This is a genomic window from Desulfosporosinus fructosivorans (assembly GCF_004766045.1).
In the GTDB taxonomy this organism is placed as follows: Bacteria; Bacillota; Desulfitobacteriia; order Desulfitobacteriales; family Desulfitobacteriaceae; genus Desulfosporosinus; species Desulfosporosinus fructosivorans.
Map to the genome: position 1 here is coordinate 110271 of NZ_SPQQ01000011.1, position 20890 is coordinate 131160.

Sequence of the window (20890 nt, forward strand, 5' to 3'; positions counted from 1 at the left end):
TGCAGAAATCGATTGTTCCTTAACTAGGATCGCTGGAAGGAATGAACATCAACCCTAAACCGGGAGCAGTGTTGGAAGAAGGCGGACCAATTCCTGCGTGGCGTATTTCCAGATTACGTATGTTATAGGAAGTTCAACTATTAGAATACCTTCAGAAGAAAAACACTCTATTGATTTGAGTTGCCTAGTGGCGATTCAAATCAATTTGTTATATGGTAATGGGGCGGTGGCTACGTGTCATATACTGGGATTAAGGAGTTTGGTACATGGAAGGGCGATGTTTTGGTAGCTGCAGGTTGATTTTTCTAGACAGTCGTAATATAAACCTTTGAATCTGATAATTGCGGAAAGCAAGAAGCCACCTCGCTTTCGATAGGTTCGAGGTGGCTTCTGATAACTATTAAGAGTCTCTACAAGTAAATGATTCTATATAGTAAATTTACTGATAATTGTTTGGAGCTCAAATGCCATATTGGATAGACTCTGGGCCGACGAAGTCACCTGTTCCATTGAAGCTGTTTGTTCTTCAACCCCAGCAGAGACCGTTTGCGCTTGATCTGCTGTCTCCGAACTTATTAACTCGATTTCACGAACGGAAGTAACTATTTGCTGATTTCCACCTGCAATTTGTTGTATGGTTCCCGATATCTGTTCCATTTGAGCGGATACGGTTTCAACAAGTTTAGCAATTTCACTGAAGGATTGTCCGGCCACGGTGACAACATCCATCCCCACTTTTACACTACCTACGCCATCTTCCGTAGCAATGACTGCCGTACCAATATCGCTCTTATTTTGATTAATGAGGGCTTCAATCTGTTTTGTTGCTTCCCGTGATTGCTCTGCCAATTTTCTAACTTCTTCAGCGACAACCGCAAACCCACGACCTTGTTCTCCTGCCCTAGCTGCTTCAATCGCCGCATTTAGAGCCAATAAATTGGTTTGGTCAGCAATCCCAGTAATGACTACAATGATATTTCCAATCTTTTCGGAATTCGTTGATAGCTCCGTTATAGACTGTTGTACGCGGTCTGTTCCTGCGCTAATGATGTTCATTTGTTCAGCCACTCGGTCTAACGCTTTTTGCCCTGCTTGAGTCGTTGTCAATGTATCGACCATTGAACGGGTGATTTCAGCAGAGCTGGCCGCGACTTCCTCTGTGCTCGCGGAGATTTCTTCGACAGCAGACGATGTTTCGTTTACAACACCTGCTTGTTTTTCTGTCCCTTGGGCTACTAGTTCAATAGAAGCCGCTATCAGGGTTGAAGCTTGAGTATTCTGCTCAGCTATGGCAGTTAGCTCTTCTGATGAAGCCGCGACTTGCTCCGAGGACTGAGAAACATGCAAAACTAGTCCATGTAAATTATTTTTCATTATATTGAAACTAGTGGCTAACTGATCTGTCTCGTCATTTCCTTTGATTAGTAGATCGTTAATTGATAAATCGCCCTCGGCTAGTTTATTTGCCATTTTATTAATGGATGTAATCTGACTAGAGATTTTAGTTGAAGTATAGAATCCCATGCTTAAGGCCAGAACAATTGCAAGAATTGAAACGCCTATCCCAAAATTAGCCATAGTCTTGCCGAAGGATTCTGCTGTCGAAATAGCTTTGTCTGTATTCGCCATCTCCAACTTCATAAGCTCGTCGAACGTTGATTGCAAACCTTTACGCATTGTTCTTCCGTCTTGAAAAGACAGATTCATCGCCAGGGTGATATCCCCAGCATTGTAGGTATCAATGACTTTAAAGCTATTTTGAGTAAATTTATTTTGAGTGTCAGAAATTTGACTTAGCAACTGGCGCTCTTGCCCAGTTGTCATATTACCTTCAATTGACTTCAGACGCTTTTTGATCTCCTGATCTTTCGCAGCTATTTCTCCACGAAATTCTACGCCCCTTGTTATTAAAAATCCACGCTCATCATTTGCCTGACCTGTGAAATAAAACTGAACTTGACTTAAGACAGTTATATTATGCTCAGAACTATTTTTCAAGAGATTGTTATACGAATTTTGCACGTGGTTTATTCCATAAATAAAAGTAGAGGAAACTAAAATAACCATTAGAGATACAATAATATATCCAGCTAAAATTTTTGTTTTTATTTTCCAGTTCCTAATCCAAAACATTCTAAACGACTCCTTTATTAATGACTTAAACTTTGGTTTTCAATTCCGTACTAAATATTATTTTATTTCACAATGTTAGGGTATTCCAATGGGTATAGTGAACAGTTCTGCCACTAACGTACTCAATAATATCCCCTAAAAGTAGTTAGTTTCTATGGATATTCGACATTAATCTCTATAAACCTTTTATTTATACAAACGGGGACACAGGGGGACAGGTACATCGTCCTCATGATAACATCTATTTTCTTATCTGGGTGAGGGATGGATTTCGAAATCACAATAGTAAGGAAGAACGGAATATCAATGAGAGTGATTGACAGAACGAGGGACAAGGTGCCTGTCCCCTTTCGTTCCCACGAAAAGAGTGAAGAAGTTGTGACTGTCGTTTTGAATGGTAGTAACGGCCAAGTCCAGACGAATTTTTTTGAAGCCTGGGAGGAAAACATACCTGCAGAGGAGCGTGAGTATTCCCTCACTAGAGCTAAGCTATCGCCGCTAGAGGGTCTTTATCAGACGGCTTGCCGAAATGCGGAGCAAGCGACGCAAATATGGGCGGAAAAAATAATGACGCAAGGAACTTGGCAAAAAGAGAAAGAACTAGCCAAGATCGCTGGCTACTACGACGAATTGGCGGCAGAGATCCATAAGAAATTGACAGGGACAGGAGATCTGAAAAAAAAGGCCCGCCTAGAGCAGCAGTTGTCGGCAACTTTAGCGGACCGTGAAAGGCGGGAAAAGGATGCGGTGGAACGTTACGGCGTGGAAGTTGACATTCGACTCGACCACGTTGTGGCTTATTATATTCCATGCCTGTGGGTGAAACTGGAATTGGCGCACAAGGATCAGGTCCGCACGTTCACTGTGTTTTACAATCCACTGTCGACCGAGATTGAAACACCAGTCTGTGAGCGCTGCGGGCGGCAGACAATTAGCCTAGTCCCAGAGCATGATGGTTTCGTTTGTCCGGAATGTAGCGTTGGGTGGAATTAAAACAATTGGAAGGGGTCAAGACCACGTACGATTCGTTGCAAAAGCTAGGAACAACATACTGTTATTGCTGCTACGGATTAATTGTCAAGCGAGTACAACAAAGAATTTAGTAATTAAACTCATTTTCCCAATTAAAACTGCCCGAATCCTCTAAGCTTTTGGGCCAATGGCCGCACCATTCCGGTACTCTAGGAGCCTCCACTCGGTCAAGGCTTGGTGTATAGGGCTTTAAATCAATAACAGGAGAACCCTCGTTTGCATCGATGTAGGCAATGGCAATGGTCCCTTTTGCATGGTCGATATAAAGGATTTGTGCGACGGTCAGGGCAATTGGATTTGGTCTGAACGGTGACCGGGTAGCAAAGATACCCATGCTCAGTGGAGATTTCTTATATGGGGCTGGAACCTCTAGAACGCTTCTGGACTCATTGTTATCATTGCCGTCAAACCACCAAAGCACATTGACATGGGAAAATCCATCCAGTTCCTTTAAAGCGGGGATATACTGGGTTGTTACTTCTATGAGCATACCAGCCTCACTTGTTTCTATTTTCCCGATCGGATTTACTGCAAATTGCTTCATATATACCTCATACCTCCATTTTTCAATTTTGCATTTCTGCAATTTTAGTGTAAACCCTACCACTGTGTGAGAGTCAACACCAAAAATGACCGGCAGAAGATTTCTGCCGGTCATTTTAAAGGTTTAAACGAAGATGTTTTTCAACAGGAATTTGGATTTCTGTAAGATATTTGTTTGGGTCTTTCTCATTCCACGGGCCTCGGTGACAAATTTGTCTGTTTTGCCCGGTCATTTGATACTGGTCATGTTGCATTAGCCAATGGGCAAAGGACTCATACCCAGGCGCAATATTTTCAAAGGGACCGTACACCATTGAACAAACCATGGTGTCGACTTTTTCTGTTTCCCGGAACCTAAAGTTGCCGCTGCTTTCGCCTATCTGATCGACAACCATACACACCTCGACATCTACGTCGGAATCCTTGTAATCCATATCATGATAGATTGCAAAGTCGCTGCCAGTTGAAGTCATATCCACATGGTGGGCCTTAGCGTAATCAAAAAGCTCCTGCCACAGCATTCCCTCGCAGAAATAGTTCGGAATAATTCTGCGCAGAGAAAGGACTCGATAGGTAGGAATACTTTTTAGAGAAACATTGCAATGGATTGAGATTTTATCATCTGAAATGTCATCGATTGCAATATCTATTTTGGCCAACTTTTCTTGCTCCAACTTAATGGATGATTGTATTTCCTGCTGCTTTTTTTTAAGGTGATTGGTTATAGAGTTGTCCCAATCACAAAGAGCGACTGTAATTTCCGAGACGTTAAATCCGGTGTCTCGCAAAAAAATGATCTTGTGTAATATAGGGATCTGCTCAACGGAATATATTCTGTAGCCGGTGAATTTGTCAATATGCACTGGCTTTAAAAGCCCTGTTTCATCATAGTAGCGCAGCATCCGAATTGATACTTGTGTGAGCTTTGAAAATTCACCTATTCGAAACATACATCGTCTCCTTTGCAGTATGAAAGTCCAATATATTAATATAGTAAATTGTTGTACACTGAATTAATATACCATTATCGGTAGAAAAAAACGAGTTGTCCCCTAAGAGAGGGCATGATATTAAGGAGGAAGATTATGTCAATAGATAAAGAGATGCTTCGGGCCACAGCGAAAAGCATTGTAACGATACCTCAGCATTATCAGCTAGAGATGGAAGCTAGCGTTCCAGAGGGCAATGAGCAAGAACGGTGCTTCATTTGGGAGGACCCTGAAAACCAGGATAACACAATTGAGATCGTACTGGATTTGGTAACCGGACAGCTCAAGCGGTTGGCTATCGATCGAGAAGAAGTGGGAGCGACCAAGGAGGAAGCTAAACAGATCTGCCTTGATGGAGCGGCCAGAGCGGTAACCGATCAATTCGTTGCGAAGTATGCTCCCGATTCTGCAGAATATACGTCAGTGGTTATTGACAAAAGAGGAGACAGAATCGAGTTTGCGTTTCGCCAGGAAGTCGGTGGGTTGCCTCTACCTAATACGGGTTGTAATTTGACGCTGGATTCAGGCCTAAACATAGTGCGGTATCATCTAAAAGGGAGAATGGATCGTAAGGCTTTTAAGCCTGTATGGCCAGCCTCCATTGTGGACGCAGATACAGTGATGCAGCAGATACTGAGCGATTTGCGGATGGTACCAACGATCGTTTCCCTATATCCTTCGATGTACGATATGAAGGGAACTGAACCGGAATATCGACTAGTTTACGAGCCGATCCCAGGCCGTCGATCGATTGATGCCGTTACAGGCCGTGATATGTTTGGTCCTGAACACTATGTCATGCCGCCAAGTCATCCCATGCTGCAAACCGATACCGATACTGCTCCGAAGCCTGCTACGGATGAGACGGTGTCCTGGGAGCAACGGCTTGGCATCAACCTAGAGGATTATGTCCTAGAGAAGTCAACGGATGACGGGGAGAGAATAAAATCCTTGTATCAGATCAGGGCGCAGGAGGAAGAGAAGCCAGAGCCGGACTCCTTGTCCGTAGATGCATATATGGAGCGAAAATGGGGCGACAACCTGCGTAATTTTAGGGAATCCTCGATCATGCTACAACTGGAGAAGTCGACTGGACGTTTGGTTGGGTTTCACTGGATGGATCGCTGGAAGGAAGGAGTACCAACGCTAAACCGAGAGCAGTGTTGGCAGAAGGCGGACCAATTCCTGCGTAACGTATTTCCAGACTACGTCCATTATCTCCAACTCGAAAACGATCATGAGGAATCAGAGGAGGAACCGTGTGACCGTCAATTTTTCTATTTGCCCGTCTATATCGACGGAATCCTCGTAAATCATGAGAGAGTCACAATCTGTGTCAGCACATCAACAGGAGAGGTCTGCACCTATATGGGTGTTTCTTATGAGATGATTCAAGAACTGACAGGACGCAGTTTCCGTCCAATTCTCGCCGCGGAAGCAGCATTTGAATACTATGTCGAACAAATGAAACTTCGTCTTAAGTGGTACTTGGACCGTGATCAAGAAGCTACAATGTTTCGGTTACTGTATGAGCCGACCGCTACTTTCTGCGATGAACAGGGGAAGCAACGAACCTTGCGGTATATAGATGCAGTTTCAGGTGAACTAATTTGGGAAAATACTAGGATTGGTCTATAGCGGAACCATCAAGCTGATGGCGTTCTGGATATTCCACGCGCGTGGAAAGGTTGGTTACCCTGTTTTCACATCCCGTTTTTCCAGCCACAAGACTGCAAATAGGCAGAAAACAACCAGATACAACAGACAGTTTAAACTGAACTGTACTACGGAGCATTGCATTGCACCGCCGGGATGGTTGGCGCGCATTCCCAGGGACATCAACGAATATGGAAACCATACGCCATATCCTTTTGCCAGAGCAGCCAGTCCTGAAATGCCGCCAATTAAGGCCAACCCAACCGGCACGGCAAAGCTGCGGATGACCAGCGAAATGCAAAGCTGTAAGGCACAAATGACGATTCCACCAATTGTTCCGAACAGTAGCCACTCGGGTAGCTCTGGGGGAATAGGTGCGGTCAGCCCCGTCAGCTTGCCTGAAATAATAAACAACACACCGATCCATACTTGTGTCAACAGCACCATGGAAGAAGCGATCAGCAACTTTGCAAGATAGATGCAGGAAATCGGAACGGGCGCGGTCATGGTAGAATTCCAATTGTGATTCAGATGCTCCAAGCGGCACAGATAAGAGCAATAAACGCCGATCAATGCGGGTAGGAAGAAGTAGCAACTGAACAGCGTGTGCTGGGTCCATAGACTGTACCATTCCGTCTGTAAGAGGTCGAGGTTTTGCAGGTAGTTAAACGTCCCCATAAAGGCGGGCAGGATGGGTAGGATAAAAAACGCCAGCCATACCGGACTGTGTCGCAGCTTCATCTGTTCTGCACGAAGTGTTCTAAACAGCATGATTCAGATCTCCTTTCTCACAAACAGGGTGCGGCCTGCCAGATAGATTACGCCGAATATCACGGTCAGAACAGCAAATCCCGACCAGTTGATGGGCAGCCAATAATAATCAGAGATGCGTGTTGCCTGGTCCCAGTCTAGGGTGACAAACATTAACACGCCGTAGTAGCCCCATAGGATGAGTTTTTGAACACTCTGAGGGAAAAACATGGTTAGCAGACCGGCAAACGCACCGATCAGCCCTACGCTGAAAGGTACCATCTGATTCGCGAACAGCAGGGACAGTACCTGCTGAAGGAGTAGGATGGTCAGGTTGACCCCTGTGGTAAAGAGAAGATAGTACCCCAAAAACGAGATTGGCACCTCTCCTTCAAAGCCTTTGAGATACCCAGCAATGATAATGACCAAAAGTTGAAGGACGGCTGCCGAAACCATATACACCGCCCCGCACAAGAATTTTGCGTCAAACAAGCGCCCGGCGGACATCACTGTTTCCAGAAGCTTGAAGGTTTCGCCCTTGTGTTCCACATCACTAAGCCGCGAGGCCACTACGGCGGCGATGACGGGCATCATGATAGAGTTGAGCAGTGGAAACTGGTATAGAATGGCCATCCAGCCCTGTTCTAAGTCACGGGCTCTCATATTACTGAAGGACCACAGAGCCCAGCAGAGTTGTACACCGATGAGTACGGCGACCACCAGCCAGACGTTTCTGCGGCGGGTCTTATAAAATTCCATAGCAAGTGCTTTTCATCACAGGCTCACCGCCGTTCCTGTTAGCTCAAGGAAGATATCCTCCAGACTTTTCTGGCGTTGCTCGATGCGTACAACCCCGACACGGTTTTCGGACATATGAGCGACACATTGGGCAAGCAAATTATCCTCCAGCGCGGGCAGCAGTAGGTACTCCTTCTGTACTTCACAGAAAACGCCCTGTGCCTTTAGGATTTGACCAGCTGCTGCATTATTGAGAGTGCGGATCGCGATGTTGTGCTGGCTCCTTTCATGAAGGATCGATAGACTGTCCTGAAATACCAACTCGCCCTTGCTAATGATCCCCACATTGGTAGCAATCTGGTCAATCTCGCTGGTGCGACAACAGGCGGCAAAGCCAGTTTTTTATCTGGGCAATACCGAAATTGACTTGAACAGCGCCACGGTCATCACAAAAAATGGTCGGTGGACGCTGACCGCAAAGGAATTTTCACTCTTAGAAAAGCTGTATGGAAATCGCGGGAACATCGTTACCGGCGACAGTTTGTGCCGCGCCGCGTGGGGGGAGGACCTGTACGGCTACGAAAATACTCTGATGGTACATATCCGCCGCCTGCGGGAAAAGATTGAGCCTGAGCCCTCTCGTCCGCGCTATTTGCTTACCGTGCGCGGTCTTGGCTACAAGCTCACCAGGCAGGACGGGATATGAAAAGCATGATAAAAATCCTAGTCCGCTATGTGGCTTCTGCCGCCGCCGTTGCCCTGATCTTGCTGATTCTCAATCTCGCGGTATTAATCGTCTGGACGGTGCAGGCAAGCGGAATGCAGACAACTGAATATCACATATCAGAGATTGCGGACAGCCTAACAAAACAAGAGGACAGCTTTGTGCTGTCTGAAACCGGGAAAGAGGCAATCCTTGAGGGGTATCATTGGGCGATGCTCTTAAATGATAACGGCACTGTGATCTGGAATGAAAACCTGCCCGAGGATCTGCCACGCAGCTATACCGTTTCTGACGTGGCCAGCTTTTCCCGGTGGTATCTTTATGATTATCCAGTCCATGTCTGGCAGCATTCAGAGGGCCTTTTGGTATTGGGTAGCGCCAAAAACAGCGCTTGGAAGCAGGGAATGGAAATACCGGAGATCGTCATGAAAAATGTGTCGACCTGGTTTTTTGGCGTTTTGATACTCAATAGTATCGCTGCCGTTATCTTGGCACTGCTGTTTGGCACTCGCCTGCTCCGTTCCCTGCGACCGCTAGTCAAAGGGATTGAGGACATGGCGGAAAAACAACCGGTGGCGCTTTTGACCGGCGGGCTTTTGGGCGATCTTGCCACCAAGCTCAATCAAACTTCCGCACAGCTCCAGAGACAGGAGGTCGTACTACAAAAGCGCGACAACGCCCGCACCACATGGGTAGCCGGGGTATCTCACGACATCCGCACGCCCCTTTCCATAGTGATGGGCTACGCCAGCCAGCTTGAGGACAACCCTCACCTACCCCAAGCCGAACGGGAACAGGCGCGGATAATCCGTAGACAGAGCGAAAAAATCAAAGCGCTGGTGAGCGACTTAAATCTAGCCTCCAAATTAGAATATGACATGCAGCCGCTCCGACCAACCTCTATTAATATGGCAGCGCTGGTGCGTGGTGTCGTCGTCGATTTTCTCAACAGTGGGCTTGATGATAGCTATTCTATTGACTTGAATGTTGAAAACGATGCGCAACAGGCTGTGCTCATCGGCGATGAAAAACTCCTGCGACGCGCAGTCTCCAATTTGATGGACAACAGCATTCGCCATAACCCGGATGGTTGCACAGTCACAGTCACAGTCACAGCCACAGTCACAGTCACAGTTACAGTTACAGTGGACAAAAGCTCGACTAATTGCTCGATCACGGTGTCCGATAACGGAGCCGGCATTCCACCGGAAGTGCTGGAAAACTTGAACAATCCAAAGAATCCAGCCGAACTTCGAAGTCATGGACTGGGACTCACCATCGTCCGACAGATCACTAAAGCCCATGGCGGTACTTCGGAGTTTAAGAATCTGTCAGGAGACGGCTGTTTGGTTGTACTCCGACTGCCTATTATTGCTGCTAAGCCTGAGGCTTTGCTGGAGATGACAAAATGACAGCATGCATTTAGTTGAAGAAGTACTGGAAACGGTTGATTTGACAACCACGAGAAAAAAGCAGGCAGGACAGTTTTCCATGGGGATGAAGCAGCGGCTTGGAATTGCAATTGCACTTCTAAACCATCCCAAATTGAACGGAACGATCAAATTTGAGGTGAAATCGCTGGACAATAAAATCAACTTTATTACCACAGACAGCGGTAAAGGTTTTTCAAGTGAGGATATTAAATTGGCTACAAAACAATTATGTATGGGAGATTATAGCCGCGCATCGAAAATTCATTATGGTATTGGTTTGTACATAACCGAATCAATCGTAAAGTTGCATGGCGGAACGCTCCATATTGCTAACTCACTAGTTACTGGTGGTGCACAGGTAACAATAGAGATTCCGACTTGTAAATAAACTTTCATGAACCTGGGATGTCTCAGTGATATTCATGCAAAGAATATGTTATAATATGGAAATAATAATAGGAAAGACATCTTCAACAAAGACTGGAGCTATATCATTATCGCAATAGTATTAGCAATTTTGTCATTTTTTGGATGGACAGAGATGTTACTTTATGATAACATTATTTTACAAATAAATAAGCCATTTCTGGGTTGGACGGACTAATTATAGTTCATTTTCAAGGAATAGGCTTCTGGGGTGGGAAGTCAATAAGTTTGACTTGTCACCTTTTTTATTTTTCTCGCAGCCTATAATAATTGTCCTTAATCTTTGATGAGCCAAAATCCATTTTTTCCAAACCGAATAGTCTCCTCTACCGCTTAGTTCTCTTAAGAGAAACGGGGGAACCAATTTCCGGGGTGAGTCATTCTTGGCACTACACAGGCCGGGAATGTAGGGTTATCTTTCGACCCGAATCCGTCAGCTAACTTCGTAAGCATTGAAAGGGAGGATGAAATGCAGGGCTATTTGCTTTGCTATATCCACGACACCCTTTTGACCCCGGACTTATGTGCCGGGGTTTATTATTTCCATTTTTATTAGGTAAGGAGGATTTTATACATGTTAAATACACAAAGCGCCACATATAAGGTTGCTAATCTATGTTACTCAGGTAGATCGTTATGAGAAAAAGATCGAAGAGATGCCGGAAATGTTTACTTAGAAAGGGGAAGCGTCCATGAGGTTACTTATCGTTTCGAACAGACTTCCGTTGAACGGGGTTCAAAAGGACGGTAAACTCCATTTTGAGCAAAGTGCTGGGGGGCTTGTCTCGGGCTTAAGTTCCTATCTGGATTCGTTGAAAAGCAGCTCAGCTCAGGACGTAGAATATGTCTGGATCGGGTGGCCGGGAATCACTGTGCAGGACAAACTGCAAACTGAGGTGAAGAACGTCTTAGTTGATCTCCACGCTTCTCCTGTCTTCTTATCGGAAAAGGCTATGGAAAAATTTTACTTGGGCTTTTGCAACAAGATTATTTGGCCTTTGTTTCACTACTTTCCATACAATACAATCTATGACAAGGATTACTGGCTCCAGTATCAAGAGGTTAACAAGATCTTTAGGGATGCCGTGTTGGAGGTCATTAAGCCAGGGGATGTCATCTGGGTGCACGATTACCATCTAATGCTCCTGCCGGCCCTGCTCCGGGAGAAACTGCCCCAGACTCCCATCGGATTTTTTCTGCATATTCCGTTTCCTGCCTTTGAGCTCTATCGTTTACTTCCGACAGCGTGGGGCCAAGAAATCCTGCGTGGGCTCTTGGGTGCAAATCTTATCGGCTTTCACACCCAGGAATATGCCCAGTATTTCTTGCGATCAGTGCAGCGAATTCTAGGCTATGGTCATAGACTTGGGCATATCCTATTCCAGAGTCATGCTGTTAAAGTTGATACCTTTCCCATGGGCATAGACTACCAACGATATCACTCCACCCCCACTGGTTCAGAGTTTGGGCAAAACCTGAACGAACTAGAGCAATTACTTGACGGCTACAAGGCCGTTCTTTCAGTAGATCGCTTAGACTACAGTAAAGGAATCAGTCACCGTCTGCAAGGATACAAGCTGTTTTTGGAGGATAATCCCCAGTGGCGCGAACAAGTGGTTCTGCTCATGATTGTTGTTCCTTCTCGCATTGGAGTTGAACATTACCAGTTAATGAAACGGAAGATCGATGAACTGGTAGGTGAGATAAATGGTCGCTTCGGAACGCTTAACTGGACTCCAATTATTTACCAATATAAGTTTTTGCCACTTGACTCTCTGCTAGCCATGTACCGACAAAGTGACGTTGCGTTAATTACGCCCCTCAGAGATGGAATGAACTTAGTTGCTAAAGAATATGTGGCTGCTCGGACTGATCAAACTGGTGTGCTTATTCTGAGCGAAATGGCCGGTGCCGCCAAAGAACTAGGAGAGGCTCTGATCGTTAATCCCAACAACATTGAGGCCATTGCTGAAGCTTTGCAACAAGCTTTGACAATGCCCGAGACTGAGCAGATAAGGCGCAATCAAGTGATGCAACAACGGCTCAAAGGAAACGATGTGGTGCGATGGTCAGGCAACTTTATTCAGAAACTCTTGCAGCTGCAGAAAGAGCAATTCCGAGCCCTCCCTCTAGATCGCCACAAACAGACGTTGAAAGCAGACTTCCATCAGGCAGACAAACGCTTGCTGCTGCTTGACTATGACGGCACACTAGTTCCGTTTGCAGATAGCCCTGATCAAGCCAAACCTGATCAGGAACTTCTGGATCTTCTGATGGATTTAAAGAAAGGCAATTCAGACGTTGTGATTATTAGTGGCAGGGATCGAGCGATTCTGGAAACGTGGGTGGGTTTCTTAAACATTACTTTAGTGGCTGAGCATGGAGCGTGGATCAAAAAGGGGGGCGAGCCATGGAGATTGAGCAAACCTCAGTTCAAATCCTGGAAATGTCAGCTTATGCCGATGCTCGAAATGTATGTCGACAAACTCCCGGGCTCATTTATCGAAGAAAAAGAATTCTCTCTGGCTTGGCACTACCGTCAAGCTGATTCAAAGCTTAGTGCCGCCTGCGCTCGAGAACTCATGGACGGGTTGATGGCTTTCACTTCCAACATCAATCTGCATATACTGCAAGGCAACAAAGTCCTTGAAGTGAGAAACTCTGAGGTGACGAAGGGATCAACTGGCATCGATCTTGCGTTGACACAAGACTATGATTTTATTCTGGCAATTGGGGATGATACGACTGATGAGGATTTGTTTGCTATTCTCGCACTTGAGCACTCCTGGCCCGGCGTGTTGCCGCCAAAGACGTATACCATTCGGGTTGGCACAGACAAATCTCAGGCCAGCTACTTCCTGTCTGATAATGTGGAAGTGAGGGAAATGCTCCAGGAACTGGTCTCTGGAAAACACAACAATTGAAGGGATTGGCACAAATGCCGAAAAAAAAGTGGTGGAAAGAATGCGTCGTTTACCAAATCTATCCCCACAGCTTTAAAGACAGTAACGGTGATGGCACTGGAGATCTTAAGGGAATCACCTCGAAGCTTGATTACCTACAGCACTTAGGAGTGAACGTGCTCTGGCTCTGCCCCGTTTATAGTTCTCCTAATGTAGATAATGGCTATGACATCAGCGATTACCGGAGCATCATGGACGAGATGGGCACCATGGCAGATTGGGAGGAACTGCGGGACGGCCTGCACAGTCGTGGCATGAAGTTAGTGATGGACCTAGTCGTCAATCACACGTCAGACCAACACCGTTGGTTTCAAGAGTCCCGCTCAAGCAAAGACAACCCCTACCGCAATTACTATATTTGGCGGCCGGGCAAAGACGGTAAAGAACCGAATAACTGGTCCTCGGAATTTGGCGGTTCAGCTTGGGAATATGATGTCTTGACCGAGGAGTATTATCTCCATGTTTTTTCCAAGAACCAACCCGACCTTAATTGGGAAAACAAAACGGTGCGATACGAAATCTACGCGATGATGAGATGGTGGCTGGATCAGGGTGTTAACGGGTTTCGAATGGATGTCATCAACATGATCGCCAAAGACCCAGAGCTGCCCGATGCCCCTCCCCTAGACAGCTCTCCTTATCAATGGGGAGGTCAGTTCTTTATTAACGGCCCTCGCTTGCGCTATTACCTCAGAGAAATGTATGTTAAAGTATTGTCTAAATACGATATTATGACTGTGGGGGAAACCCGTTGGGTTGACGCAGATATGGCGCGTATTTTTGTCGATGAGTACCGCCATGAACTGAACATGCTATTTCACTTTGAACTATTAGAACTTGATTACGGACCCAGTGGCAAGTGGGAGAAAAAAACCTGGAAACTCGCGGATTTCAAGCGCATCATCAGCGACTGGCAAAAGAAACTCGCAGAAAGCGGCTGGAACAGCCTATTTCTCAGTAACCACGACCATCCCCGCATGGTTTCACGGTTTGGTAATGACAGCACCTACAGGGTGGAGTCGGCCAAGATGCTTGCGACGTTGCTCCATACTCTCCAAGGGACCCCATACATTTATCAAGGAGAAGAAATCGGTATGACCAATGTCCGTTTCCCGTGCATTGAGGATTATCGGGACATCGAAACGCTCAACATGTATGAAGAAGGTATGAAGAACGCCAAAGACCTAAAAGAACTAACGGAAGTAATTTGTGAAAAAGGTCGGGACAACGCCCGGACCCCGATGCAGTGGGATAGCAGTATTCATGCCGGTTTTACGGATGGCACTCCCTGGATTCCCGTTAATCCCAATTACCGTGATATCAATGTGGAGCAAGCCGAGCAAGACCAATACTCAATCTTGCACTATTACCGTAAACTCATCGAACTGCGCCACCAATACCCCCTGCTTGTCTATGGCGATTATCATCTGCTAATGCATAAGCATACCCAGATCTATTCCTATCTGCGCCATTGGGAGGAAGAAACTCTCTTAGTCATTCTGAATTTCTTCGAAGAGAGTGCCACTTTTTCCCTTCCGGAAAAGGTCACCTTCAAAACTGGCAGACTGCTGATTGCGAATTACCCAGACACTAACGCTGAAATTGTTGCACGAGACCTTAAGGAAATCTCCTTGCGACCTTTCGAGGCGCGAGTGTATTTGCTGAATTAGCTTCTCCGGCAACACGAAATGGTAAATATAGTGATTGAAACAGGTCCGATAATTTCTATTAGAGATCCTAAGTGGACAGTTCAAACCCCACAGCACTGATCATGGTATTTATGCTTGGCCAATGGAACTCACTTCAGAATACGTAAATGTTGGTGAAGGTGAAGAACTAAGGTGTGAAGTTACAGATGATGGCGCCTTGATCCTGCGGCCTGTTATAACCGTCTCCAAGGATCAAGCATGGTTTTGGACTGACAAGTGGCGGAGTATGGTTACTTCGGCACCGGTGACACTATGGACGATAGAGCCCGAAGGCTATTGAGAGACTAACTTGTCTTGAATGAGAGCCGTTGCTTCATCTAAATGGGTGACAACGAAAATTCGATTTGTAATCCGGCTGAGTACTTACAAATACTGATTATGATAAAAACTATCCAGTCTGCTTAATGGGGTAAGCTGCGTCGGAAAAACAACAATTGGTAAGCAGCTTGCAGAGGCAACGGAGCCGTACAATTATCTGATTTTCAGATGATCGTACGGCTTTTTAAATGTTTTAAGGCTTTGTTGGGATTACGGAGGTAGTTATGATTTTGGATGAAAAAAATATCATTATTAGTCCCAAACAACCGTTTTTTGTGATGGCGACAACGCGTTATTACAAAGCAGTAGTCATGTATATTATAATAAGAAAATATCTTTGTCGGAGTTGGTTGAGCAGCAAGTTCCATTTTTGGAAGTGACGGAAGATAAAGAACTATTTGAACAAATTGCTTATAGTAGAGATTTTAGCTATCAGATACAAGCGTTTTTGAACAAGTATTTGAGATATAGTGAGTTTTCCCGGAAGCATGATAAACATAAAAATTTAAGGGAATTGATGCTGAAGCAGATAATGTGGACCGCTGGACAGATTAAAGTAAAGGAACTGGCAGATGAAACAGGATACTCTGTTCGATACATAAGCAGGGTCTTTACGGATGAACTTGGTGTACCGCCTAAAGTGTTTTGCAAGATGACGAGATTCCAACACCTTTTGAAGAATCTAAATGATGAAGCGGTTAATGCAAACTTGGTGTAGCTTGCTACAGAACTGGGCTATTATGACCAGTCTCACATGATGAAAGATTTTAATGAATATGCCAATACAACGCCAGGTAAATACCTGTACTCTTTACAAGAAACATACTACAAAAAGAGATTATTTGTAGTATGTTTTATTTAACATGAGCAACGGCGTTCTGCAATACATACGTAAGTATATTTGCGGGCGTTTTTCTTATATCAGGAGCGTGCCGCTACGAGAGTGTCATCATGTGCCGATTTTTACAATTTTTAAGAGTGTTAATAGAATATAGTGATATTAGAAAAGACAAAGGCGTCTGCTTTCTGAAGAGAAATCGGGCGCCTTTATGTTTAGACTAGAAAAAAATTAGGAGATGGGCAACATGCAAAACACAAAGATCGATTTTATCTATTTAAGCGAGGCAGACATGATCGAAGCCGGTGTCACGGATATGGGCGGATGTGTAGACTCGATGATTGAGATGTTCAATGTGGATCACGTACCAGTTATAAGCTTTGTTGAAGAAGTTCCTGGACTAGTATTGGCCTGTGCATTTTCTGGACATGGATTTGGTATATCACCGACTGTTGGACAGCTTTTGTCAGAGATGGTCGTTGACGGAAGGCCATCCCTTGATTTGAGTGCTTTCCGTTATGACAGATTCAAGGCGAAAATTTAGCGAGTATATTATCCTTAAAAATCGAGGAAATGAGGGATTAGTTAGATGGAATTGATTAGAACAAATTATTCATCTGGCGCTCCATTAGAAGAAAAGGCAGGATATTCCCGTATGATTAAAGTTGGGTCGTTTGTTTATATCGGCGGAACAACCGCTGTGCAGCCGGACGGCACAGTTTATGGTGAAGGTAGCCCTTATGATCAAACAAAGTATGTTATCGAGAAACAGGTGAATCTCTTAGAACAGGCTGGTTCAAAAAAGGAAGATGTTATCAAGGTAAAAGTCTATATGACGGATATGGGTTATGCACCCGAAGTTGCCAAGGCTTATTCAGAAATATTTTGCGACATTAGACCACTTTGTACATTTGTCGGAACGCCAGGTAATGATTGTTTAAACTAATATCCAAATATCCCTTGGGTAAAAGTAATGACGGTATGATTAACAACAGGATTTGGTATGGACAAAGGCTTCAACTGCTCTTTCTGCTTTAATGAGCTTTCTGATTGCCACAAATATAGGTTCTCAATTTAAGAACCCTTCAGTAGACGAAAAACTCACGGCTACTGAAGGGTTCTTTTTGAATGTGCATAATTCACCGCAGCACCTAAGATTCAGAGCTCGTGGGGTATAGCCATAATTTTATCGCCCCGTATACTTACCACTCCCTTCCATTTTCAACAGTTTAGCAATTGCTTAGCGTCCGTCTATTTAACCAAGGAGTGAAATAAAGGAAAATATTTCTTGTTGGCGAATGTGGAAAGAAAGAGACTTATTTATGAAAAATTTACATTAGGTAAAGTAGATGAATGAATAGCGATCGCACGATTGTCTTTAAGGAGAGAGGAGTGTCAGTATCAACTCCATGATTGAAGAATTAAAGCGACAAAACAGCCGTTTGGCTATCATAAATCAAATCGCTCGAAGCATTAATGTGGAAATGTCATATGAGGAAATTATTGAGCAAGTAGCTACTCCATTGCGAAGTGTTTTGCCATATGATCTATTGAGTTTCTGTCTTATTGAAAATGATCAGCTAATTATTAAGTCAGGAGTCCCCAAGGAACAAAAAAAATTAGGAGTTGGCTGGAAGTTGTCCCGTAAAAACTCTGCGCCTTGGAAAGCCATTGAGGATAAATGCTGCTTTCTTAGGCAGGATATATGGAACGACAGCCATAAATACATGGAAGACGGCAATTTGCGCGCATTAGGGATAAAGTCGGCAATCATGGCTCCGCTTCTCGTCAAAAAAGAGGTCATCGGCACGTTGAATTTTGGTAGTAAATCAGCGTTTGCCTATTCGGAAAACGATTTTGTTTTTGTCGAGCAAATGGCCGACCAACTTGCAGTTTGCATCAACAACTCTCGCTTGTTTAGCGAGGTCCTGTCCATCAAGTCAGAGTGGGAACAGACATTTCAAGCTGTTCCCGACAGGCTTTTCTTGATTAACCCAAGCTACAAAGTGCTTCGTCACAATAGATCAAAAGAAATGGCGAATGAAAAATCCAACCAAGCTTGTTATGAAATGTTTGCCTGCTGTGGAGGACAAAAAAAATATTGTCCATCAGTTACGGCCTTTCAAACTGGTAGACCAGCTGTGCAAGAAGTTATGGGACGCGACAATAAGACCATTTTTAATATCAGTGCCTATCCAGTTAGCAACGAAAAGGGTAGTTCCGATTATATGGTCATTTATGTACAAGATATCACTACGAGAAGGAATATGGAAAGCCAACTGTTCCAAGCTGCAAAATTTGCAGCAATTGGGGAAATGGCTGCTGGGGTTGCTCACGAACTTAACAGCCCCTTGACTGCGATTATCGGTAATGCGGAACTTCTAGCCAGAAAAAAAATGAGCAGCGAGACAACAGAAAAACTGTTGGAAGACATAAAGAGCTGCAGTCAGCGTTGTAACCGGATCATTCAAAATCTCTTGACATTCTCCCGGCAGGATAGTTATGCCTTTGAACCAATTCTGATAAATGAAGTGATCAAAGCCAGCCTCTCTCTTGTCACCTATCAAATTGAAAAGAGCAACATCAACATCATTGAGCGTTTGAATAGCGCGATACTCCCAATCATGGGCAATAAACAGCAACTAGAGCAAGTCATCATTAATCTTCTTTTAAATGCCCGAGATGCACTAGAAGGAATCAGCAACTCTATTATCGAAATCAGTACAGAAATTAATTGCGACAGTTGGAGTCAAGAACCAGTCATCATAGTCAACGTACGCGATAACGGATGCGGAATTCCAGATGATATTAAAAATAAAATTTTCAATCCGTTTTTTACTACAAAAGAGAAAATGAGAGGTACAGGATTAGGGCTTTCGGTCAGTCTGGGTATAGCGCAGACTCATGGAGGGCGCATAGAAGTTTCGAGCATACCTAAAAAAGGCAGTGTCTTTACATTGGTACTCCCCGTGGTCAATCATTCCATCGTTTCTTCCCTTTAAGAATTGATTAGGAAAGGGTGTGAACATAGCGGAGATTCTAATTGTAGACGATGATGTTGAAGTTTGTACGTTCTTTAACTACTACTTCCAAGAGATTAAGCAATTGCCCGTTCATGTGGACTATTCGGGAGAGCTTGCCCGGAAAGACTTTCAGAATGAAAAATACGACCTAGCCCTAATTGATCTTAAATTGCCGGATACAGATGGGATTACGCTGTTGAAAGAAATAAAAACACTGAATCCCAATTGTGAAGTAATCATCATGACGGGATACAGTACGGTTAAGTCTGCTGTTGAAGCCATGAAGTACGGAGCTTTCGATTATATTGACAAACCATTTAATGATCTCGATCAGCTGGACGAAATTGTTGATAGAGCCTTGCAATTTATTCAAAGCAAGCAGGCGTATATCCAGAACGAGATGAAAACTATCATCACAAATTTTGGAATCGTCATCAGCGAAAATAGTCCGATGAAAGAAATACTACTCCTGGCCAGAAAAATAGCAAGTAAAAAACTAGGCGTACTCATTGAGGGGGAAACAGGAACTGGGAAAGAGCTAGCGGCCAGATATATCCATAACAACAGTCCCCGTTCCAGTTACCCTTTCATCCCAATTAACTGTGGAGCATTAACAGAATCGCTCTTGGATAGCGAGCTCTTTGGGCATGAAAAAGGCGCTTTTACAGGTGCCATCAGCAGACGGAGAGGAATTTTTGAAATTGCTAATTACGGGACTCTGTTACTCGACGAAATTGGAGATGCCTCGCCTGCGATTCAACTGAAACTATTACGAGTCTTGGAAACGGGGGAGTTTTACAGGGTGGGGGGCGAAACACCCTTGAAAAGTGATGTGCGTATTTTAGCTGCTTCCAATAAAAACCTACGCCAGGCAGTTAAGGACCACTTATTTCGGGAGGATCTTCTCTATCGACTGGATGTAGTGGATTTGAAACTCCCTCCACTGAGGGAAAGAGTCATGGATATCGAACCACTGATCAATTATTTCATCGAAAAAAATCTTTCGGATAAGCAAACAAAGGCAGTCTTTACCAAGGAAGCCATCACGATACTCCATAACTATTCTTGGCCGGGCAACATTCGGGAATTGTCTAACGTTGTATCCAGAGCAATGGCCTTGCGTGACGGTTTTGAAATGGACGAAAAGTGTTTGCCCCCCTATTTATTGGCGAGAGAGGAGCAACATTTCGAAAAGCAGAATAACGGCAACGTAGTACTGAGCGAAAATTCTCCCCAAACCTGGGCCCAGAATATGCTGAAAACTATTCTAGAACAAGATGAGGTTAATCTGCCGGAAGTGATAAGGATGCTGGAGCAACAGAACAACGACATCATTTGCACAATTATCAGGAAAGTTTTGGATAGAACAAATAGTAATCAAAATGAAGCAGCAAAACTCCTGCATATCAACCAGAGGACACTGCGTTACCTGAAAAATGAAAAAATGAAAAGGAAAGAATAATCTTTTTAAAAAATGGTGGTGGCCGATTTTTTGGCCGTCACCATTTTTTTGACTGCTCCGCCAATTTTTCGGTTGGAGGATTGTGCATAAGGTTAGATAGCTAGGTTAAGAGTGGTCGAAAAAGCCCTTAGAATGGGATTTCTCTACGTTTTG

General features: G+C 44.5%; 15 protein-coding genes, 3 pseudogenes, 1 riboswitch and 1 other annotated feature. Of the genes and pseudogenes, 12 read left to right on the forward strand and 6 right to left on the reverse strand.

The genetic code is table 11. The features are described from left to right. Nucleotides 1-426 precede the first annotated feature (426 nt). Nucleotides 427-2133, reverse strand: coding sequence for a methyl-accepting chemotaxis protein (locus E4K67_RS23785; RefSeq protein ID WP_135551318.1), 1707 nt, complete (start codon nt 2131-2133; stop codon nt 427-429). Nucleotides 2134-2439: 306 nt separating this feature from the next. Here E4K67_RS23785 and E4K67_RS23790 point away from each other — a divergent pair, with 306 nt between their 5' ends. Continuing rightward, nucleotides 2440-3126 carry a hypothetical protein gene (locus E4K67_RS23790; protein WP_135551320.1) on the forward strand — a complete coding sequence of 229 codons (687 nt, stop codon included), beginning with the start codon at nt 2440-2442 and terminating at the stop codon, nt 3124-3126. A gap of 106 nt (nt 3127-3232) precedes the next feature. On the opposite strand, the gene E4K67_RS23795 is transcribed toward E4K67_RS23790, so the two are convergent. Both E4K67_RS23795 and E4K67_RS23800 read right to left on the reverse strand, forming a co-directional pair. Further along, nucleotides 3233-3709, reverse strand: coding sequence for an SAM-dependent methyltransferase (locus E4K67_RS23795; protein ID WP_135551321.1), 477 nt, complete (start codon nt 3707-3709; stop codon nt 3233-3235). A 115-nt stretch (nt 3710-3824) separates the two neighbouring features. Next, on the reverse strand, nt 3825-4658 hold the full coding sequence (locus E4K67_RS23800) for a MerR family transcriptional regulator (protein WP_135551323.1): 834 nt from the start codon (nt 4656-4658) through the stop codon (nt 3825-3827). A 135-nt stretch (nt 4659-4793) separates the two neighbouring features. Between E4K67_RS23800 and E4K67_RS23805 the strand changes: the two genes are divergently transcribed. Then, nucleotides 4794-6335 (forward strand): YcdB/YcdC domain-containing protein, encoded by a 1542-nt coding sequence (locus E4K67_RS23805; protein WP_158408563.1) that lies wholly within the window; start codon nt 4794-4796, stop codon nt 6333-6335. A gap of 54 nt (nt 6336-6389) precedes the next feature. Here the strand turns inward: E4K67_RS23805 and E4K67_RS23810 are convergent, their stop codons facing one another. The 3 genes from E4K67_RS23810 to E4K67_RS23820 are packed head-to-tail and all read right to left on the reverse strand — an operon-like array spanning nt 6390 to nt 8186. Beyond that, on the reverse strand, nt 6390-7124 hold the full coding sequence (locus E4K67_RS23810; RefSeq protein ID WP_135551326.1) for an ABC transporter permease: 735 nt from the start codon (nt 7122-7124) through the stop codon (nt 6390-6392). Between the two features lie 3 nt (nt 7125-7127). Beyond that, the gene (locus tag E4K67_RS23815; RefSeq protein WP_135551328.1) at nt 7128-7862 is read right to left on the reverse strand and encodes an ABC transporter permease; all 735 of its coding nucleotides are present in this window, start codon (nt 7860-7862) and stop codon (nt 7128-7130) included. 15 nt (nt 7863-7877) lie between these two features. Then, nucleotides 7878-8186 (reverse strand): hypothetical protein, encoded by a 309-nt coding sequence (locus E4K67_RS23820; RefSeq protein WP_135551330.1) that lies wholly within the window; start codon nt 8184-8186, stop codon nt 7878-7880. Nucleotides 8187-8220: 34 nt separating this feature from the next. Between E4K67_RS23820 and E4K67_RS30795 the strand changes: the two are divergent. From E4K67_RS30795 to E4K67_RS23875, 10 genes and pseudogenes are all read left to right on the forward strand, one after another. Beyond that, a pseudogene (locus tag E4K67_RS30795) lies at nt 8221-8547 on the forward strand (winged helix-turn-helix domain-containing protein); the annotation flags it as partial. Then, the gene (locus tag E4K67_RS23830) at nt 8544-9977 is read left to right on the forward strand and encodes a sensor histidine kinase (RefSeq protein ID WP_135551332.1); all 1434 of its coding nucleotides are present in this window, start codon (nt 8544-8546) and stop codon (nt 9975-9977) included. The pseudogene E4K67_RS30795 and the gene E4K67_RS23830, both read left to right, overlap by 4 nt. Nucleotides 9978-9987: 10 nt before the next feature. Beyond that, nucleotides 9988-10386, forward strand: a pseudogene (locus tag E4K67_RS31190) (ATP-binding protein); the annotation flags it as partial. A 201-nt stretch (nt 10387-10587) separates the two neighbouring features. Then, nucleotides 10588-10645 (forward strand) — a sequence feature (sodium ion sensor (DUF1646 type); this cis-regulatory element may regulate processes involved in with the transportation of sodium ions). A gap of 99 nt (nt 10646-10744) precedes the next feature. Beyond that, nucleotides 10745-10892, forward strand: a riboswitch (cyclic di-AMP (ydaO/yuaA leader). Nucleotides 10893-11116: 224 nt separating this feature from the next. Then, complete coding sequence (locus tag E4K67_RS23840) at nt 11117-13348, forward strand: bifunctional alpha,alpha-trehalose-phosphate synthase (UDP-forming)/trehalose-phosphatase (RefSeq protein WP_135551336.1); 2232 nt, start codon at nt 11117-11119, stop codon at nt 13346-13348. Between the two features lie 14 nt (nt 13349-13362). Then, a complete protein-coding gene (locus E4K67_RS23845) occupies nt 13363-15057 on the forward strand; it encodes a glycoside hydrolase family 13 protein (protein WP_135551337.1) in 1695 nt (564 codons plus the stop codon). A 694-nt stretch (nt 15058-15751) separates the two neighbouring features. Continuing rightward, on the forward strand, nt 15752-16132 hold the full coding sequence (locus tag E4K67_RS31365) for a helix-turn-helix domain-containing protein (protein WP_338031912.1): 381 nt from the start codon (nt 15752-15754) through the stop codon (nt 16130-16132). A gap of 478 nt (nt 16133-16610) precedes the next feature. After that, nucleotides 16611-16796, forward strand: a pseudogene (locus E4K67_RS23860) (FAD-dependent oxidoreductase); the annotation flags it as partial. A 45-nt stretch (nt 16797-16841) separates the two neighbouring features. After that, nucleotides 16842-17198, forward strand: coding sequence for a Rid family hydrolase (locus tag E4K67_RS23865; protein WP_135551339.1), 357 nt, complete (start codon nt 16842-16844; stop codon nt 17196-17198). Nucleotides 17199-17661: 463 nt separating this feature from the next. Beyond that, nucleotides 17662-19254 carry a GAF domain-containing sensor histidine kinase gene (locus tag E4K67_RS23870; RefSeq protein ID WP_135551341.1) on the forward strand — a complete coding sequence of 531 codons (1593 nt, stop codon included), beginning with the start codon at nt 17662-17664 and terminating at the stop codon, nt 19252-19254. A 19-nt stretch (nt 19255-19273) separates the two neighbouring features. Next, nucleotides 19274-20737 carry a sigma-54-dependent transcriptional regulator gene (locus E4K67_RS23875; protein ID WP_135551343.1) on the forward strand — a complete coding sequence of 488 codons (1464 nt, stop codon included), beginning with the start codon at nt 19274-19276 and terminating at the stop codon, nt 20735-20737. The last annotated feature ends 153 nt before the right edge of the window (nt 20738-20890 follow it).